Origin of the sequence: Micromonospora sp. NBC_01405 (assembly GCF_045040155.1) — a bacterium.
Classification (GTDB): Bacteria; Actinomycetota; Actinomycetes; order Mycobacteriales; family Micromonosporaceae; genus Micromonospora.
On sequence record NZ_CP109532.1, the window covers coordinates 1074210 to 1088630 of the forward strand.

Sequence of the window (14421 nt, forward strand, 5' to 3'; positions counted from 1 at the left end):
TGCGGGTGGCATACCAGGTATGCATACTCCGGACCATGTCCATCCGTCACGGCCTGCTCGCGCTGCTCGAACGCGGCCAGATGTACGGCTACCAGCTCCGGGCCGCGTTCGAGGAGTCGACCGGCTCGACGTGGCCGCTGAACATCGGGCAGGTCTACACCACCCTGTCCCGGCTGGAACGGGACGGGCTGGTGCGCCCGCTGCCGGAGCACGAGGGCGGGCAGCGGCCGTACGAGATCACCGACGCCGGGCGGGCGGACCTGGCGCTGTGGTTCGCGACCCCGCTCAGCCGGACCGACCGCCCCCGCGACGAGCTGGCCATCAAGCTGGCCCTCGCGCTGACCACCCCGGGCGTGGACGTGCGATCGGTGGTGCAGACCCAACGCACCGCCACCATGCGGACCTTGCAGGAGTTGACCCGGTTGAAGTACGCCAGCGACCGCCCCGAGGACCTGCCCTGGCGGCTGGTGCTGGACGCGATGGTGTTCCAGGCCGAGGCGGAGGTCCGCTGGCTGGACCACTGCGAGACGAGCCTCGTGCGGTACCGGCCGGCACCGCGGCCCGACGGCCGGGCGGGGGAGGTCGGTTGGCCGACGGACGCGGCTGGTCGGGACGGCGAGGAGGCACGGCGGTGAGCGGACCGGACGACGCGCCGGGGACCGGCCCCACCGCGCCCGGAGCGGCGGTGCTCGACCTGCGCGACGTCCACCGCACCCACGGCAGCGGCGAGGCCACCGTGCACGCCCTGCGCGGGGTCAGCCTCACCGTCGGCCCCGGCGAGTTGGTCGCGGTGATGGGGCCCTCCGGCTCCGGCAAGTCCACCCTGCTCGCCCTGGCCGGCGGGCTCGACGGGCCGACCGCGGGCGAGGTCGTCGTCGAGGGGCAGCCGCTGGGCGCGCTCGACCGCCGCGCGCTGGCCCGGGTGCGCCGCCGGCGGATCGGCTACATCTTCCAGAACCTCAACCTGCTGGGCAGCCTCACCGCCGCCGAGAACGTCGCGCTCCCCCTCGAACTGGACGGCGTCGGCGTGCGCCAGGCGCGGCGGGCTGCCCGGGTCGCGCTCGACGAGGTGGGGCTGACCGAGCTGGGCGGACGCTTCCCGGACCAGTTGTCCGGCGGGCAGCAGCAGCGGGTGGCCATCGCCCGGGCCCTGGTCGGCGAGCGACGGCTCGTCCTCGCCGACGAGCCGACCGGCGCGCTCGACTCGCAGACCGGCGAGGCGGTGCTGCGCCTGCTGCGCCGCCGGGTCGACGCGGGCGCCGCCGCCGTGCTGGTCACCCACGAGGCCCGGCACGCCGCCTGGGCCGACCGGGTGGTGTTCCTGCGCGACGGGGTCATGGTGGACTCGACGGCGCCGCTGGGCGGCGTCGAGCAGCTCCTGGCCGGCAGCGGGCGGTGAGCCGGAAGCGGGCGGCCACCGTCCCGGCGCGGCGGGACCGGCGCCCGGCCGACGTGCCGCCGCCGGCCCCGGCGGGCGGGATCGACGGCGGTCCCCGGCAGCGGCGGATCGTGGCGGCGCTGCGCTCCTGGCGGACCGCGCTGCGCATCGCGCGGCGGGAGGCCGGGCGGGCCCGGGGTCGCACCGCGCTGGTGCTCGCGATGATCGCCCTGCCCGTGCTGGCGCTGGCCTTCGCCGCCGTCAGCTACGACATGTCCCGGCTGACCCGGGCCGAGCGGATCGACCGTCAGCTCGGCACCGCCGACGTGGAGCTGTTCTGGCGGGCGGACGGCCCGCTGGTGCAGGACGCCTGGGGCGACACCGGCTATCCCCGCGAGGGCGTCCGGCACCGGAATCGGCCGGTCACCGCCGCCGAACTGACCGCCCAGCTCCCGGCCGGCAGCCGGGTCGGCGAGGTGCGGTGGTGGGTGATGTTCGAGGCGCGGGTCGGCAACCGGCGCGTGCCGTTCGACGGCCGGCAGCTCGACCTCACCGACCCGCTGCTGCGCGGGCAGGCCCGGCAGCTCGCCGGCCGCCCGCCGACGGCCGCCGACGAGATCGGGCTGAACCGGGCGGCGCTGCGCCGGCTGCACGTCCGGCCCGGCGACCGGGTCACCCCGGCCGACGGCTCGGGCGACCGGACCGTGGTCGGGGTGGTGGAGTTCCCCGACAGCCTGGGCCCCATGGTGACCCTGCCACCGACGGCACCCATGCCGGTCGATTCGCAGGGCGATATGAGGTGGCTCGCCGACCTGCCGGACGGCGTCGACCCCGGCCTGACCGACCGGCTCAACGCGCGCGGGATCACGGTGGCCGCCCGCACCCCGGCACCTAATCCCGGCGTCGACGCCGGGATGCTCAACGCTTCGGTGAGCGCCGAGGACGCCAGCAACGCGGTGCTGATCGGCGGCCTCGGCCTGCTGGAGGTCGTGCTCCTGGTGGGGCCGGCGTTCGCCGTCGGGGTGCGCCGCCGACGCCGGGATCTCGCCCTGGTCGCCGTGGCCGGCGGGGACGCCGCCCACCTGCGCCGCATCGTGCTGGCCGACGGGGTGGTGCTGGGCTGCGCCGGGGCCGCCGCCGGGCTGGCGCTGGGCGTCGTCGCCGCGATCGCCGCCCGGCCCCTGACGGAGGAGTACGTCTTCCAGGCGCGCTTCGGGGCCTACCACATCTTTCCGGCCGCGCTGGCGGCGATCGCCGCGGTCGCGGTGCTGGCCGGGGTGCTCGCGGCGCTGGCGCCGGCCTGGACCGCCGCCCGCCAGGACGTGCTGGCCGGGCTGGCGGGCCGGCGCACCTCGCCGCCGCACCGGCGGCGCTGGCCGCTGCTCGGGGCGGCGCTGACCGCCGGCGGCGCGGCGGTGGCCGCGCTGGGCGCCGCCCGCAGCGTCACGCCGGTGCTCTTCGCCGGCCTGGTCCTCGGCGAGCTGGGGCTGGTATTCGCCACCCCGACGCTGGTCGGGTTGCTCGCCCGGGCCGGCCGGTGGCTGCCGCTGGCCCCCCGGGTCGCGCTGCGGGACGCGAGCCGCAACCGCGCCTCGGCCGCCCCGGCCATCTCGGCGGTGATGGCCGCGGTCGCCGGCAGCGTCGCAATCGGCGTGTACGTGGCCAGCGACGACGCGCGGACGACGGCCAACTACCGGCCGGGCCTGCCGTACGGCCACGTTCTGGTCGTCGGCTCCGACGCCGCGACCGGGACGCTGCCGCCGGTGGCCCGGGTCGCCGAGGTCGCGGCCGCCGAGCTGCCGCCCAGCGCGGTGACCCGGATCGACGCCCCGGTCTGCTCCGCGCCCGCCGCCCCCGCCGCCACCACCGTCGAAGACTGGTGCGATGTCCAGGCGGAGCTGCCACCCGGACAGACCTGCCCGTACGAGGCGCGGCAGGCCCGGGACGCCGCCGTCCGGCTGCGCGTCCGGGCCGACCCACGCTGCGTCGATTGGTTGTCGGGCGGATACAGCAGCTACTCGCTGTCGTCGGTGGTGGACGACGGCGACGCGTTGGCCGCGCTCACCGGCGCCGCCCCGCAGGAGATCGCCGCCGCCCGCCGGGTGCTGCGGGCCGGCGGCGCGGTGGTGACCGACCCGCGCTACTTCCTCGACGGCCGGGTCACCCTGGCGGCGACGCGGACACGCGACGAACCGGAGTCGACGGGGACCGTCCGGGCCACCGTGCCCGGGTACGTGCTGCGCGGCGAGACCGGGGTGGACCAGCTCGTGCTGTCCCACGCCGCCGCCGCCCGGGTCGGGCTCGCCGCGTCCCAGGTCGGCTATGTCCTGGCCACCGACGCGGTGCCGACCCCCGACCAGCAGGACCGCTTCGACGCCGAGCTGCGGCGCCTCGCCCCGCTGCGGGTGGTCGTCGAGCGCGGGCGCCCGGACACCGACCAGCGGCCGATCCTGCTGCTGCTGGCCATCGTCTCCGGCCTGGTCACCGTCGGCGCGGCGGCCGTCGCCACCGGCCTCGCCGCGGCCGAGGGACGGGCCGACCTGTCCACCCTGGCGGCCGTGGGCGCCAGCCCCCGGGTACGCCGGGTGCTGTCGCTCTGCCAGGCCGGGGTGATCGCCGGGCTCGGCTCGGCCCTGGGCATCGCGGCCGGGCTGGGCACCGCCGTGATCGTCCTGGCCGCCACGAACCGCCGGTACGCCGAGGCCTGGCCGGTGGAGGAGCCGTACCCGGTCGTGGTGCCCTGGCTCACCCTGGGGGTGCTGGTGGTGGTGCCGCTGGTGGCGATGCTCGGCGCGGGCCTGTTCACCCGGTCCCGGCTGGCCGTCGAGCGCCGCCTCGACTGACGCCCGGGACGGCGTTCGGACTGCCGGCCGGGACGTTCCCGCGCCCACCTCGGGCCTCGGGGGTGCCGCCCCGGGGCCGGGGCGGCAGACTGGTCGCGTGTCCGCTCTCGGAACCCTCACCCGTCGCTTCGGCCACCACCGCTGGTTCGGCGCGGCGGCCCGGCTGCTCGTCCCCGCCGACCGGGTGGTCGGCCGGCTCACCCGGGGCCGGGTGGTCGCACTCGGCCTGATCCCCTCACTCGTGATCACCACCACCGGCCGCCGCTCCGGCCTGCCGCGCAGCAACCCCCTGCTGTACGTCCCGGACGGCGACGCCTACGTGGTGATCGGCTCCAACTGGGGGCAGCAGCACCAGCCCGGCTGGGCGATGAACCTGCTCACGCACCCCGAGGCGGAGGTGGACGTCAAGGGCCGGCGGGTGGCGGTCCGGGCCGAGGCGGCCACCGGCGCGGAACGCGACCGGCTCTGGACGCTGCTGGTCGCCGAGTGGCCGGCGTACCGGACGTACGTCGGGCGGGCCGGCGGGCGGGAGATCCGCATCTTCCGGCTGGTGCCGGCCGGGCGCGGCGGTCCGGGCGGCGTCGGCGACCGGTGACTAGGGTGGAGCCGGCCCTCCCGGCGGCCGGTCCGGCGGGCAGTCGGCGAGGCAGAGGTGGTTCGTGGACCCGTACCAGGACGATCCCCGGTGGTCGGTGGCGGAGCGGGTCGCGGACGCGGCGCGGCGGCGCTTCCCGGCCGACGTCCTCGCGGTCGCGGTGCACGGCCCGCTGGCCCACGGTGACGACGACGGCGGCGGGGACGGCGAGGTCGGGCTGCTGATCGCCACGTACCGGGCCGGCGTGGGCCCGGCCCCGGCGACCCGCCGGGTGGACGGCGTCCTGGTCGACCTGAGCGTCGCCGCCGCCGACGAGCACCTCCGCCGGGCTCGGGCGATCACCGCGCTGTGGCCGCTCACCGCGGACCGGTACGTCACCACCCGGCCGGTGCACGACCCGACCGGCTGGCTGCCGGCACTGCGCGACGAGCACCTGGCCCGGCTGGCCCGGGCCCGGCCGGCGGAGTTCACCGATCCCGCCCGGCAGGCGTGGTACCGGGGCTGCGCCGCGCACTCCCGGGCCGCCCGGCTCGCCGGGTGGTACGAGACGGACCAGGCGCTGCTGATGCTCGGCGAGGCCCGGCTGGCCGCAGCCACGGTGAACGGGCTGCTCAGCCGCACCTACTTCCGCGACCCGGGGGACGCGGTCCGGCGTACCGGCCTGGCCGGGGCGGACATGACCGAGGTCGGCGCGGTGCTGGCCCGGCAGGCCGAGGAGCTGACCGCCCGGGGCCGGCCCGTCGACGGCACCATCGACGACCTGTTCGCCGGCTGACCCGCGCCCTCGGGCCGCCCGCGCGGGTGGGAGCGGCCTACAGGCCGCCCTGGACGCCGATCATGGTGCCGATCAGGTACGTCGCGCCGGCCGCCGCCGCGCCGAGCAGGAGCTGCCGCAGGCCGCTGGACCACCAGGGGCGCCTGGTGAACCGGGCCACGACCGCCCCGGCCACGAACAGCCCGACCCCGCCGACGGCCAGCGCCGACCACAGGCTGGTCGCGCCGAACAGGTACGTCAGCAGCGGGACCAGCGCCCCGACCGAGAAGAACAGGAACGACGAGATCGCCGCCGTCCACGGGCTCGGCTGTTCGTCCGGGTCGACGCCCAACTCCTCCCGGACGTGCACCCGCAGCGCCTCCTCCGGGTTGCGCCGCACCGCCTCGGCGACCTGGGTGGCCAGGTCGCGGGACAGGCCCCGGGCAACCCACGCGTCGGCCAGCTCGCGGGCCTCCGCCTCCGGGTGCCGTTCCAGCTCCCGGCGTTCCTTGGCCACCTCGGCCGCCACCTGCTCGTTGGCCGACCGGACGCTGGTGTACTCGCCGAGGCCCATCGAGATGGCCCCGGCGACCAGGCCGGCCGCGCCGGTGAGCACGATGCTGCGCGGCGACACCCCGCCGCCGCCGACGCCCGCGATCAGGGCGATGTTGGTGACCAGGCCGTCCATCGCGCCGAAGACGGCCGGCCGCAGCCAGCCGCCGGACACGTCCGCGTGGTGCGCCTCACGCAGCGCCGCGGGGGTCTCGGTCACGGCAGGGTCAGGATTTCGTGGCCGTCCTCCGTCACGAGGATGGTGTGCTCGAACTGGGCCGTCCACCTGCGGTCCTTGGTGACCACCGTCCAGCCGTCGTCCCACATGTCGTACTGGTAGGTGCCGAGGGTGATCATCGGCTCGATGGTGAAGGTCATCCCCGGCTCCATCACGTCCGTGGGGCGGGGGCTGTCGTAGTGCGGCACGTAGAGCCCGCTGTGGAAGGACTCGCCGATGCCGTGGCCGGTGAAGTCGCGGACCACGCCGTAGCCGAACCGCTTGGCGTACGACTCGATGACCCGGCCGATCACGTTGATCTGCCGGCCCGGGACGACCGCCTTGATCCCCCGCATCATCGCCTCGTGGGTCCGCTCGACCAGCAGCCGGGCCTCCTCGGTGACCTCCCCCACGCAGAAGGTCGCGTCGGTGTCGCCGTGCACCCCGTCGAGGTACGCGGTGACGTCGACGTTGATGATGTCGCCGTCGGCCAGGACCGTCGAGTCCGGGATGCCGTGGCAAATCACCTCGTTGAGGCTGGTACAGCAGGACTTCGGGAAGCCCTTGTAGCCGAGCGTCGACGGGTAGGCCCCGTGGTCGCAGAGGAACTCGTGCACCACCCGGTCGATCTCGTCGGTGGTGACGCCGGGTTTGCAGTGCTCCCCGGCGAGCTGGGTGGCCTGGGCGGCGAGCCGGCCGGCGACCCGCATTTTCTCGATGGTCTCCGGGGTCTGCACGTGCGAGCCGCGCCACTCCTGGGGACGCTTCTTGCCCACGTACTCCGGTCGGACGATGTGACCCGGCACCGGTCGCATCGGGGAGAGAGTGCCGGGGGTCAGCGGCGCACGGACGGTCATGGCGCAAGCCTATCGCCGGCCCGACTCGCGGCCCGTCGGCGCGGTGCCCGGCGGCGGCGGTGACCTCCACCACGGCGCCGACCGGGTGGTTGTTGCCGGGCAACTTCCGCTGTGCCATCGTGTTCTGCGTGGATCAAGGGGGAGCGGCGCCCGTCTTCGCCGCCCGGGCGGAGACCGACGGCGACCACGTCCGCGTGGTGGTCTCCGGCGAGGTGGACATGGCCACGGCCGACACGATGCTCCAGACCGTCCTGCGCGAGCCGGCCGGGCGGGTCACCCTCGACCTGCGGGCGGTCACCTTCTTCGACTCCGCCGCGATCCACGCCACGGTCCAGCTCTCCCAGCGGTACCCGGACGCGCTGACCGTGCTGCCGTCCCGTCAGGTCCGGCGGGTGCTGGAGATTTCCGGCCTGGCCGACCAGTCCTGGGTCGCGCCGGCCTGAGCCCCACGAGCCGCCCCGCCCGACGGGCCGGGGCGATCAGTCCTTGAGCCGCCGGCGCAGCGTCACCTCGGTCCCCTCTGGTGTCCGGCGCACCGTCAGGTCGCCCAGCGCCTTGATCAGCTCCAGCCCTCGGCCACGGAAGCCCGCGCCGGTCGACTCCCGCCACTGCCCGCTGTCCAGGATGGTGGCCACCACGGTACGGTCGGCGATCGTCACCTCCACGCCGATGGTCGGCTCGGCCGGCTCGACCGGGTGCTCGATGGCGTTGGCGGCGGCCTCCGAGACCGCCACTGTCAGGTCGAACAGGTCGATCTCATCGACCCGGTGGGCGACGAGGAAGTCCTCCAGCCGACGACGCAGCACGCTGAGCCGGGTCGGGTCGGCCGGCAGCCGCAGCGCGAACCGGTTCGGCTCGGTCACCTCCAGCGCGAGGACCGCGACGTCGTCGCGGCGCGGCTGGGAGGCCACCCGCTCGACGACCGCGTCGACCAGGTCGGCGACGTGTCCGACGTGCCGGGTGGCGTCGTCGCGCAACTGCCCGAGGGCGGCGTCGATGCCGAGCTGGCGGTCCTCGATCAGGCCGTCGGTGTAGAGCAGCAGCCGGGCCCCGGGGGCCAACTCGTCCTCGACCGTCCGGTACGACGCGGCGGGAATGGCGCCGACCGGTGGCCCGAGCGCGTGGTCGTGCAGGAATCCCACGTCGTCGCCCTGGATCAGCAGGGGGGACGGATGCCCGGCGCTGGCGTAGCGCAGCCGCCCGGTGCGGGGGGAGAACTGGAGGCAGACCACTGTCGCGAAGGAGGACTGCTCGGTCGAGCCGACCAGCCGGTTGAGCCGGGTCAGCGACTTGCCCGGGTCGTAACCCTCCAGGACGTACGCCCGCAGCGCGTTGCGGAGCTGGCCCATCGCGGCGGCGGCCCGGACGCCCTTGCCGACCACGTCGCCGATGACCAGGACGAGTTCGTCATCGTCGAGCTCGACGACGTCGTACCAGTCGCCGCCGACCTCCACGTCGGCGCTGCCGGGCAGGTAGCAGCTGGCCATCACCGCGCCGGGCAGCCGGGGCAGCGTGCGGGGCAGCAGGCTGTGCTGGAGGGTGCTGGCGATGCGGTGCTCGGCCTCGTAGAGCTGGGCGTTCTCCAGCCGTACGCCGATCAGCCGGGCGAGCTGGGTCAACGCGGCCTGGGCGGTGTCGGTGGCGTCCTCCCCGCGCCCCCAGACCAGCAGCTCGCCGAGCTGCTCCCCGGTGGTGCCGGTCAGCGGCAGCACGATGGACGGTTCGGCGGCGGCCGTGCCGCCGCCGTCGGCCTCGGAGCGGGCCCCGGTCGCGGTGACCACCACCCGGGCGGCCTCGGCGAGGCCGAGCGCGTGCCGGGCGGACACCTGGAGCACCTCGGCGGTGGTGCGGGCGGTGTTGACCGCGACGGCGGCGTCGGCCAGCGCGCGCAGTCGCCGGATGACCTGCCCGCGAAGCTGGCCCAGCTCGACGTTCGCCCGGACCCGGGCGATCAGCTCCTCGCTGGAGAACGGCTTGGTCAGGTAGTCGTCCGCGCCGACCGACAGGCCGGCGACCGCCTCGGCCGAGCCGGCCCGGGCGGAGAGCAACACGATCGGCACATGCCGGGTACGCGGTTCCGCGCGCAGCGCGGTGACCAGGCCGAACCCGTCCAGCCGGGGCATCATCACGTCGGTCAGCACCAGGTCGAACGGGGACTGCACGGCCTGGCGCAGCGCCTCGACGCCGTCCGGCACGGCCACCACCTCCCAGGACGGGGAGAGCAGCCGGGCGACGTGCTCGCGCAGGTCGGCGTTGTCGTCGGCGAACAGGATGCGGCCGGCCGGTATCCGGCCGGCCGGCACGGCCGACGAGGTGACCGGGGCCGCATCGGCCCACAGCGCGTTCTCGGCGGCGAAGAGCCGGGCCTGCGCCAGCTCGGCAGGGGCGGAAGGGGCCGCCGGGACGTCGGTCGGGACCCGGTCGGCGGGCAGGTGGGCGGAGCCGAACGGGAGCGTCACGGTGAAGGTGCTGCCCGCGCCGACCCGGCTGTGTGCCTCGACCCGCCCGCCGTGCATCTCCACCAGCTCGCGAACCAGCGCGAGCCCGATCCCGGTGCCCTCGTGGGTGCGGGAGCGGGCACCGGGAACCCGGTGGAACCGCTCGAAGACACGCGACAGCTCCTCGGGGGGAATCCCGACGCCGGTGTCGGTGACCTCCAGCCGGGCCGCGCCGTCGACCGCCCGGATCCGGACCCGGACCTCACCGTAGAAGGTGAACTTCACCGCGTTGGCGACCAGGTTGAGGACGATCTTCTCCCACATGTCCCGGTCGACGAAGACCGGCCCGGGCAGCGGCGGGCAGTCGACCGCCAGGCGCAGGCCGACGCGTTCGGCGGCGGAACGGAAGGTGCTGGCCAGCCGGGCGGTGTAGTCGGCCAGGTCGGTGGGCTCGTAGTGGGCGGCCAGCCGGCCGGACTCCAGCCGGGAGAAGTCCAGCACCGTGTTGACCAGTTTGAGCAGGCGCAGCGCGTTGCGGTGCATCATGGTGAGCTGGTCGGTGTAGGGCACCGGCAGCGCCGGGTCGGCGAGCAGGTCCTCCAGGGGCCCCAGCACCAGGGTCAGCGGGGTGCGGAACTCGTGGCTGATGTTGGCGAAGAAGTTGGTCTTGGCCCGGTCCAGCGCGGCCAGCTCGGCGGCCCGGGCCTGTTCCTGCTCGTACGCCCGCTGCCGGCCCACCGTGCGGGAGAGCTGGGCGGCGATCAGGTCGAAGAACGTGCGGTACTCGTCGGTGAACGGCAGCCGGGCGGACACCCCCACCACCAAGGCCCCCGCGGGCTCGTTGGTGGCGGTGAGCGGCAGCACCAGGGCCTGCCCGGCGACCCCGTCGGGCACCTCCGCGAGCAGGTCGGCGACGTCGACCGTGGCGGCGACCCCGCCGTCGGCGACCCGGCTCAGCACGGCCGCGGCGGTCCCGCCGAGCGGCGGCGCGGCGACCGCCGCGGTGCCGCTGCGGCCGGCGAGGGTGAGCCGGCCGGCGTCGTCACGCAGATAGACCAGGCCGAACGGGACGTCGGCCCGGTACCGGTCCAGCACCCGGGCGGCGGCCGTCGCCAGCTCGCCGGACTGCTCCGCCTCGGCCAGGCCGGCGCCCAGCTCGGCCAGGGCCCGCAGCCGGCGCTCACCGAGCACCCGGCCGGTGGTTTCGCTCACGATGCAGAAGACCCCGCTGATGCCACCGTCCGCGTCCCGGATCGGGTCGTAGGAGACGTCGAAGTAGACGTCCTCCAGGAACCCGTGCCGGTCGAGCACGAAGGGGTGGTCTTCGCCCCGGTAGGGCTCGCCGGTCTCCCGGACCGAGGCGAGCAGCGGCCCGAGCACGTCCCAGGTCTCCACCCAGTGCTCCCGGGCGGGCTGGCCGATCGCGTGCGGGTGCTTGGCGCCGATGGTCGGCAGGTAGGCGTCGTTGTAGAAGGTGCGGTGCTCCGGCCCCCAGAACATCACGATCTGCGCCCGGGAGGAGAGCATCGTGGCGACCGCGTGACACAGCGCCGCCGGCCAGCCGGCCGGGAAGCCGAGCGGACTGGTCGTCCAGTCGAACCCGCCCAGCCGCTCCCCCATCTCGCCGCCGGCGGCGAACGCGGCCGTGAGCAGCGGCGGGATCGTCTCGTCGACGTTCCGGACGGACGGATGCAGCCCGTCCTCGCCCCCCTGGGCCGAGCTCATAGACCCTCCCGCACCGGCCGTTCCCCCCGACGACCGCACGATCGTCGTCCCCTGCCGACCACATGATCGCCGCCGTGCCCCGCCTTCTACCCAGACGGACCAGCAACGTAACGCATCCGCCCGGCGCGACGCTGGTAACCCGGGTCTCACCACACATCACCGCCGGCCGCCGGCGGAAATCGGTGCGGGGGCAGCCACCGCCGGCCGGCGGAACAGGGGGGACGGCCGGCGTCAGAAGACCGGGAGGCCGTCGATGCTCGCGGCGTTCTTCGTGGCCCGGTAGGTGACCAGGTCATCGGTGGTGCGCCGAGAGTGTGACCTGACTAACAGGTCCCGGTCACCCTGATAGTCCATCAGGGGCACCGAGTACCCGCAGGAGTCGCTGACCCGGTCGACGTCGACCGTGATCACCGCGCGGGCGGAGTGCAGGTCCGGTGGGTCGGGAAAGTCGCCGAGCCGGTCGGCGAAGCCGGCGTCCTGCACCGTCACCGCCGTGCCCCGCCCGTGCAGCCGGACGATGTTTGGCGGGCCGGCGAAGGCGCAGAACATCAGCGTGATCCGGCCGTTCTGCCGCAGGTGGGCGATGGTCTCCGCGCCGCTGCCGTGGAAGTCGAGCCAGGCCACCCGGTGCGGGCCGAGGATGACGAAGGTGCCGCGCATCCCCTTCGGCGAGAGGTTGACGTGCCCGTCGGCACCGGAGGGCGCGGTGGCCACGAAGAAGACGGGCTGCGCCTCGATGAAGTCGCGCAGCCGCCCGTCGATCGCCGGATAGACCTTCCCCATGCCGCCCATCCTCGCACCACCTACCGAAAAGTGGGATGGCCCTCCCGTCAGTCGGAACGCGCGGCGGCCCGGACCCGGGCGGTCGTCGACCCCGGCCAGCGGCCGGTCACAGCGGGGTGACGTACGCGCCGGTGATCCCGCCGTCGACGACGAACTGCGCGGCGGTCATGAACGACGAGTCGTCGCTGGCCAGGAAGGCCACCGCCGCAGCGATCTCCTCCGGTTGGCCGAACCGCCCCATCGGCACGTGCACGAGGCGGCGGGCGGCCCGCTCCGGGTCGGCGGCGAACAGCTCCAGCAGCAGCGGGGTGGCCACCGGGCCGGGGCACAGCGCGTTGACCCGGATGCCCTCCCGGGCGAACTGCACGCCCAGCTCCCGGGTCATCGCCAGCACCCCGCCCTTGCTAGCCGTGTACGCGATCTGCGAGGTGGCCGCCCCCATCAGCGCCACGAACGACGCGGTGTTGATGATCGACCCCTTGCCCTGCCGGCGCATGTGGCCGATGACGTGCTTGCAGCACAGGTAGACGCTGGTCGTGTTGACCCGCAGCACCCGCTCCCAGGCGTCCAGGCCGGTCTCCAGGATCGAGTCGTCCTCGGGCGGGGAGATGCCGGCGTTGTTGAACGCCACGTCCACCCGGCCGTGCCGGTCGACCACCCCGTCGAACAGCTCCCGCACCGCCGCCTCGTCGGCCACGTCGCAGGCGACGAACTCCCCGCCGACCTCCTCGGCGGCCCTTCCGCCCGCCGCCGCGTCGATGTCGACGCAGACCACCCGCGCCCCCTCGGCGGCGAACCGCCGCACCGTGGCCAACCCGATCCCGCTGCCCGCCCCGGTGACCACCGCGACGCGCCCCTCCAACCGACCCTGCACCTTGTCACTCCTCCGTGGCGATGAAGACGTTCTTGACGTCGGTGAAGGCGTGCAGCGCGTCCGGGCCCAGCTCGCGGCCGAGCCCGGAACGCTTCATCCCACCGAACGGGGTCCAGTACCGCACCGAGGAGTGCGAGTTGACGCTCAGGTTGCCCGCCTCCACCGCCCGGGCCACCCGGATCGCCCGGCCCACGTCCCTGGTCCAGACCGAGCCGGACAGGCCGTACTCGGTGTCGTTGGCCAGCCGGACCGCGTCCGCCTCGTCGTCGAACGGGAGCACCGACACCACCGGGCCGAAGACCTCCTCCCGCCAGTGCCGGTCGGCCGGCGAGTCGGCGAGCAGCACCGTCGGGGCGTACCAGAAGCCGGGGCCCTCCGGGCAGGAGCCGGTGAACGCGACCTTCGCCCCGTCGACGTACCCGGCGACCCGGTCGCGCTGGCCGGCGGAGATCAGCGGGCCCATCTCGGCGGTGTCCAGCGCCGGGTCCTCCACCCGGAAGCTCTTGACCGCCGGCTCCAGCAGCTCCAGGAACCGGTCGTACACCGGGCGCTGGACCAGGATCCGGGACCGGGCGCAGCAGTCCTGGCCGGCGTTGTCGAAGACCGCGTACGGCGCGGTGGCCGCAGCCCTTTCCAGGTCGGCGTCGGCGAAGACCACGTTCGCGCTCTTGCCGCCCAGCTCCAGGGTCACCCGTTTCACCTGCTCGGCGCAGCCGGCCATGATCCGGGTGCCGACCTCGGTGGAGCCGGTGAAGCACACCTTGCGTACGGCCGGGTGGGTGACGAACCGCTCCCCCACCACCGGCCCTTCGCCGGGCAGCACGGTGAACACGTCGTCGGGCAGCCCGGCCTCGCGGCCCAGCTCGGCCAGGCGCAGCGCGGTCAGCGGGGTCAGCTCGGCCGGCTTGAGCAGCACCGTGTTGCCGGCGGCGAGCGCCGGGGCGAAGCCCCACGCGGCGATCGGCATGGGGAAGTTCCACGGCACGATCACCCCGACCACGCCCAGCGGCTCGTGGAAGGTGACGTCCAGCCCGCCGGGCACGGGGATCTGCCGGCCGGTCAGCCGCTCGGGCGCGCCCGCGTAGTAGTCGAGCACGTCCCGGACGTTGCCCGCCTCCCACCGCGCGTTGCCGATGGTGTGCCCGGAGTTGCGCACCTCCAACTCGGCCAGCTCCTCCAGGTGCGCGTCCACCAGCCCGGCGAACCGCCGCAGCACCCGCGCCCGGTCCCCCGGCCCCACCTTCCGCCACGACTCGAACGCCCGCTGTGCCCGCCCAACGGCCGCATCGACCGCTACGAGTGAGGTCGCCGGCACCTCCCCCACCACAACCCCGCTAGCGGGATTAACCACCTCCGTCACGCCCCACCCTCTCTCTCGGTCGGGGTCCAAAGTGCAAGATCGCGG

12 protein-coding genes are annotated in these 14421 nt (G+C 75.0%); 6 read left to right on the forward strand and 6 right to left on the reverse strand.

From position 1 onward, the window contains the following. Positions 1-35: 35 nt before the first annotated feature. The 5 genes from OG559_RS03955 to OG559_RS03975 all read left to right on the forward strand — a co-directional run bounded on the left by OG559_RS03955 (position 36) and on the right by OG559_RS03975 (position 5591). Positions 36-635 carry a PadR family transcriptional regulator gene (locus tag OG559_RS03955; RefSeq protein ID WP_405112540.1) on the forward strand — a complete coding sequence of 200 codons (600 nt, stop codon included), beginning with the start codon at positions 36-38 and terminating at the stop codon, positions 633-635. Next, positions 632-1399: an ABC transporter ATP-binding protein gene (locus OG559_RS03960; protein ID WP_396674726.1), complete on the forward strand. Its 768-nt coding sequence runs from the start codon at positions 632-634 to the stop codon at positions 1397-1399. Before OG559_RS03955 ends, OG559_RS03960 begins: the two co-directional genes overlap by 4 nt. Continuing rightward, entirely contained in the window at positions 1396-4221 is a 2826-nt protein-coding gene (locus OG559_RS03965; RefSeq protein ID WP_405112543.1) for an FtsX-like permease family protein, read from the forward strand. The genes OG559_RS03960 and OG559_RS03965 overlap by 4 nt, the downstream gene beginning before the upstream one ends. A 97-nt stretch (positions 4222-4318) precedes the next feature. Next, a complete protein-coding gene (locus OG559_RS03970; RefSeq protein ID WP_405112545.1) occupies positions 4319-4816 on the forward strand; it encodes a nitroreductase family deazaflavin-dependent oxidoreductase in 498 nt (165 codons plus the stop codon). Positions 4817-4880: 64 nt separating this feature from the next. Beyond that, complete coding sequence (locus OG559_RS03975; RefSeq protein ID WP_405112548.1) at positions 4881-5591, forward strand: nucleotidyltransferase domain-containing protein; 711 nt, start codon at positions 4881-4883, stop codon at positions 5589-5591. Positions 5592-5628: 37 nt separating this feature from the next. Here the strand turns inward: OG559_RS03975 and OG559_RS03980 are convergent, their stop codons facing one another. Both OG559_RS03980 and map read right to left on the reverse strand, forming a co-directional pair. Next, on the reverse strand, positions 5629-6342 hold the full coding sequence (locus OG559_RS03980; RefSeq protein WP_405112551.1) for a VIT1/CCC1 transporter family protein: 714 nt from the start codon (positions 6340-6342) through the stop codon (positions 5629-5631). Further along, the gene (map, locus tag OG559_RS03985; RefSeq protein ID WP_405112554.1) at positions 6339-7196 is read right to left on the reverse strand and encodes a type I methionyl aminopeptidase; all 858 of its coding nucleotides are present in this window, start codon (positions 7194-7196) and stop codon (positions 6339-6341) included. The genes OG559_RS03980 and map overlap by 4 nt, the downstream gene beginning before the upstream one ends. Before the next feature lie 128 nt (positions 7197-7324). Here map and OG559_RS03990 point away from each other — a divergent pair, with 128 nt between their 5' ends. Next, on the forward strand, positions 7325-7639 hold the full coding sequence (locus tag OG559_RS03990; protein ID WP_405112557.1) for an STAS domain-containing protein: 315 nt from the start codon (positions 7325-7327) through the stop codon (positions 7637-7639). Positions 7640-7675: 36 nt separating this feature from the next. Here the strand turns inward: OG559_RS03990 and OG559_RS03995 are convergent, their stop codons facing one another. From OG559_RS03995 to OG559_RS04010, 4 genes are all read right to left on the reverse strand, one after another. Further along, positions 7676-11359 carry a SpoIIE family protein phosphatase gene (locus OG559_RS03995; protein WP_405112560.1) on the reverse strand — a complete coding sequence of 1228 codons (3684 nt, stop codon included), beginning with the start codon at positions 11357-11359 and terminating at the stop codon, positions 7676-7678. A gap of 231 nt (positions 11360-11590) precedes the next feature. Further along, positions 11591-12142, reverse strand: coding sequence for a pyridoxamine 5'-phosphate oxidase family protein (locus tag OG559_RS04000; RefSeq protein WP_405112563.1), 552 nt, complete (start codon positions 12140-12142; stop codon positions 11591-11593). A 106-nt stretch (positions 12143-12248) separates the two neighbouring features. Then, positions 12249-13016: a 3-oxoacyl-ACP reductase gene (locus tag OG559_RS04005; RefSeq protein WP_405112566.1), complete on the reverse strand. Its 768-nt coding sequence runs from the start codon at positions 13014-13016 to the stop codon at positions 12249-12251. Between the two features lie 4 nt (positions 13017-13020). After that, positions 13021-14376 carry an aldehyde dehydrogenase family protein gene (locus OG559_RS04010; protein WP_405112568.1) on the reverse strand — a complete coding sequence of 452 codons (1356 nt, stop codon included), beginning with the start codon at positions 14374-14376 and terminating at the stop codon, positions 13021-13023. Between the last annotated feature and the right edge of the window lie 45 nt (positions 14377-14421).

What these genes read in the sequence shown, in the direction of transcription:
- OG559_RS04000 (WP_405112563.1), bottom strand. Translation starts at nt 12,142, where the DNA reads ATGGGGAAGGTCTATCCGGCGATCGACGGGCGGCTGCGCGACTTCATC.
- OG559_RS03955 (WP_405112540.1), top strand. Translation starts at nt 36, where the DNA reads ATGTCCATCCGTCACGGCCTGCTCGCGCTGCTCGAACGCGGCCAGATG.
- map (WP_405112554.1), bottom strand. Translation starts at nt 7,196, where the DNA reads ATGACCGTCCGTGCGCCGCTGACCCCCGGCACTCTCTCCCCGATGCGA.
- OG559_RS03995 (WP_405112560.1), bottom strand. Translation starts at nt 11,359, where the DNA reads ATGAGCTCGGCCCAGGGGGGCGAGGACGGGCTGCATCCGTCCGTCCGG.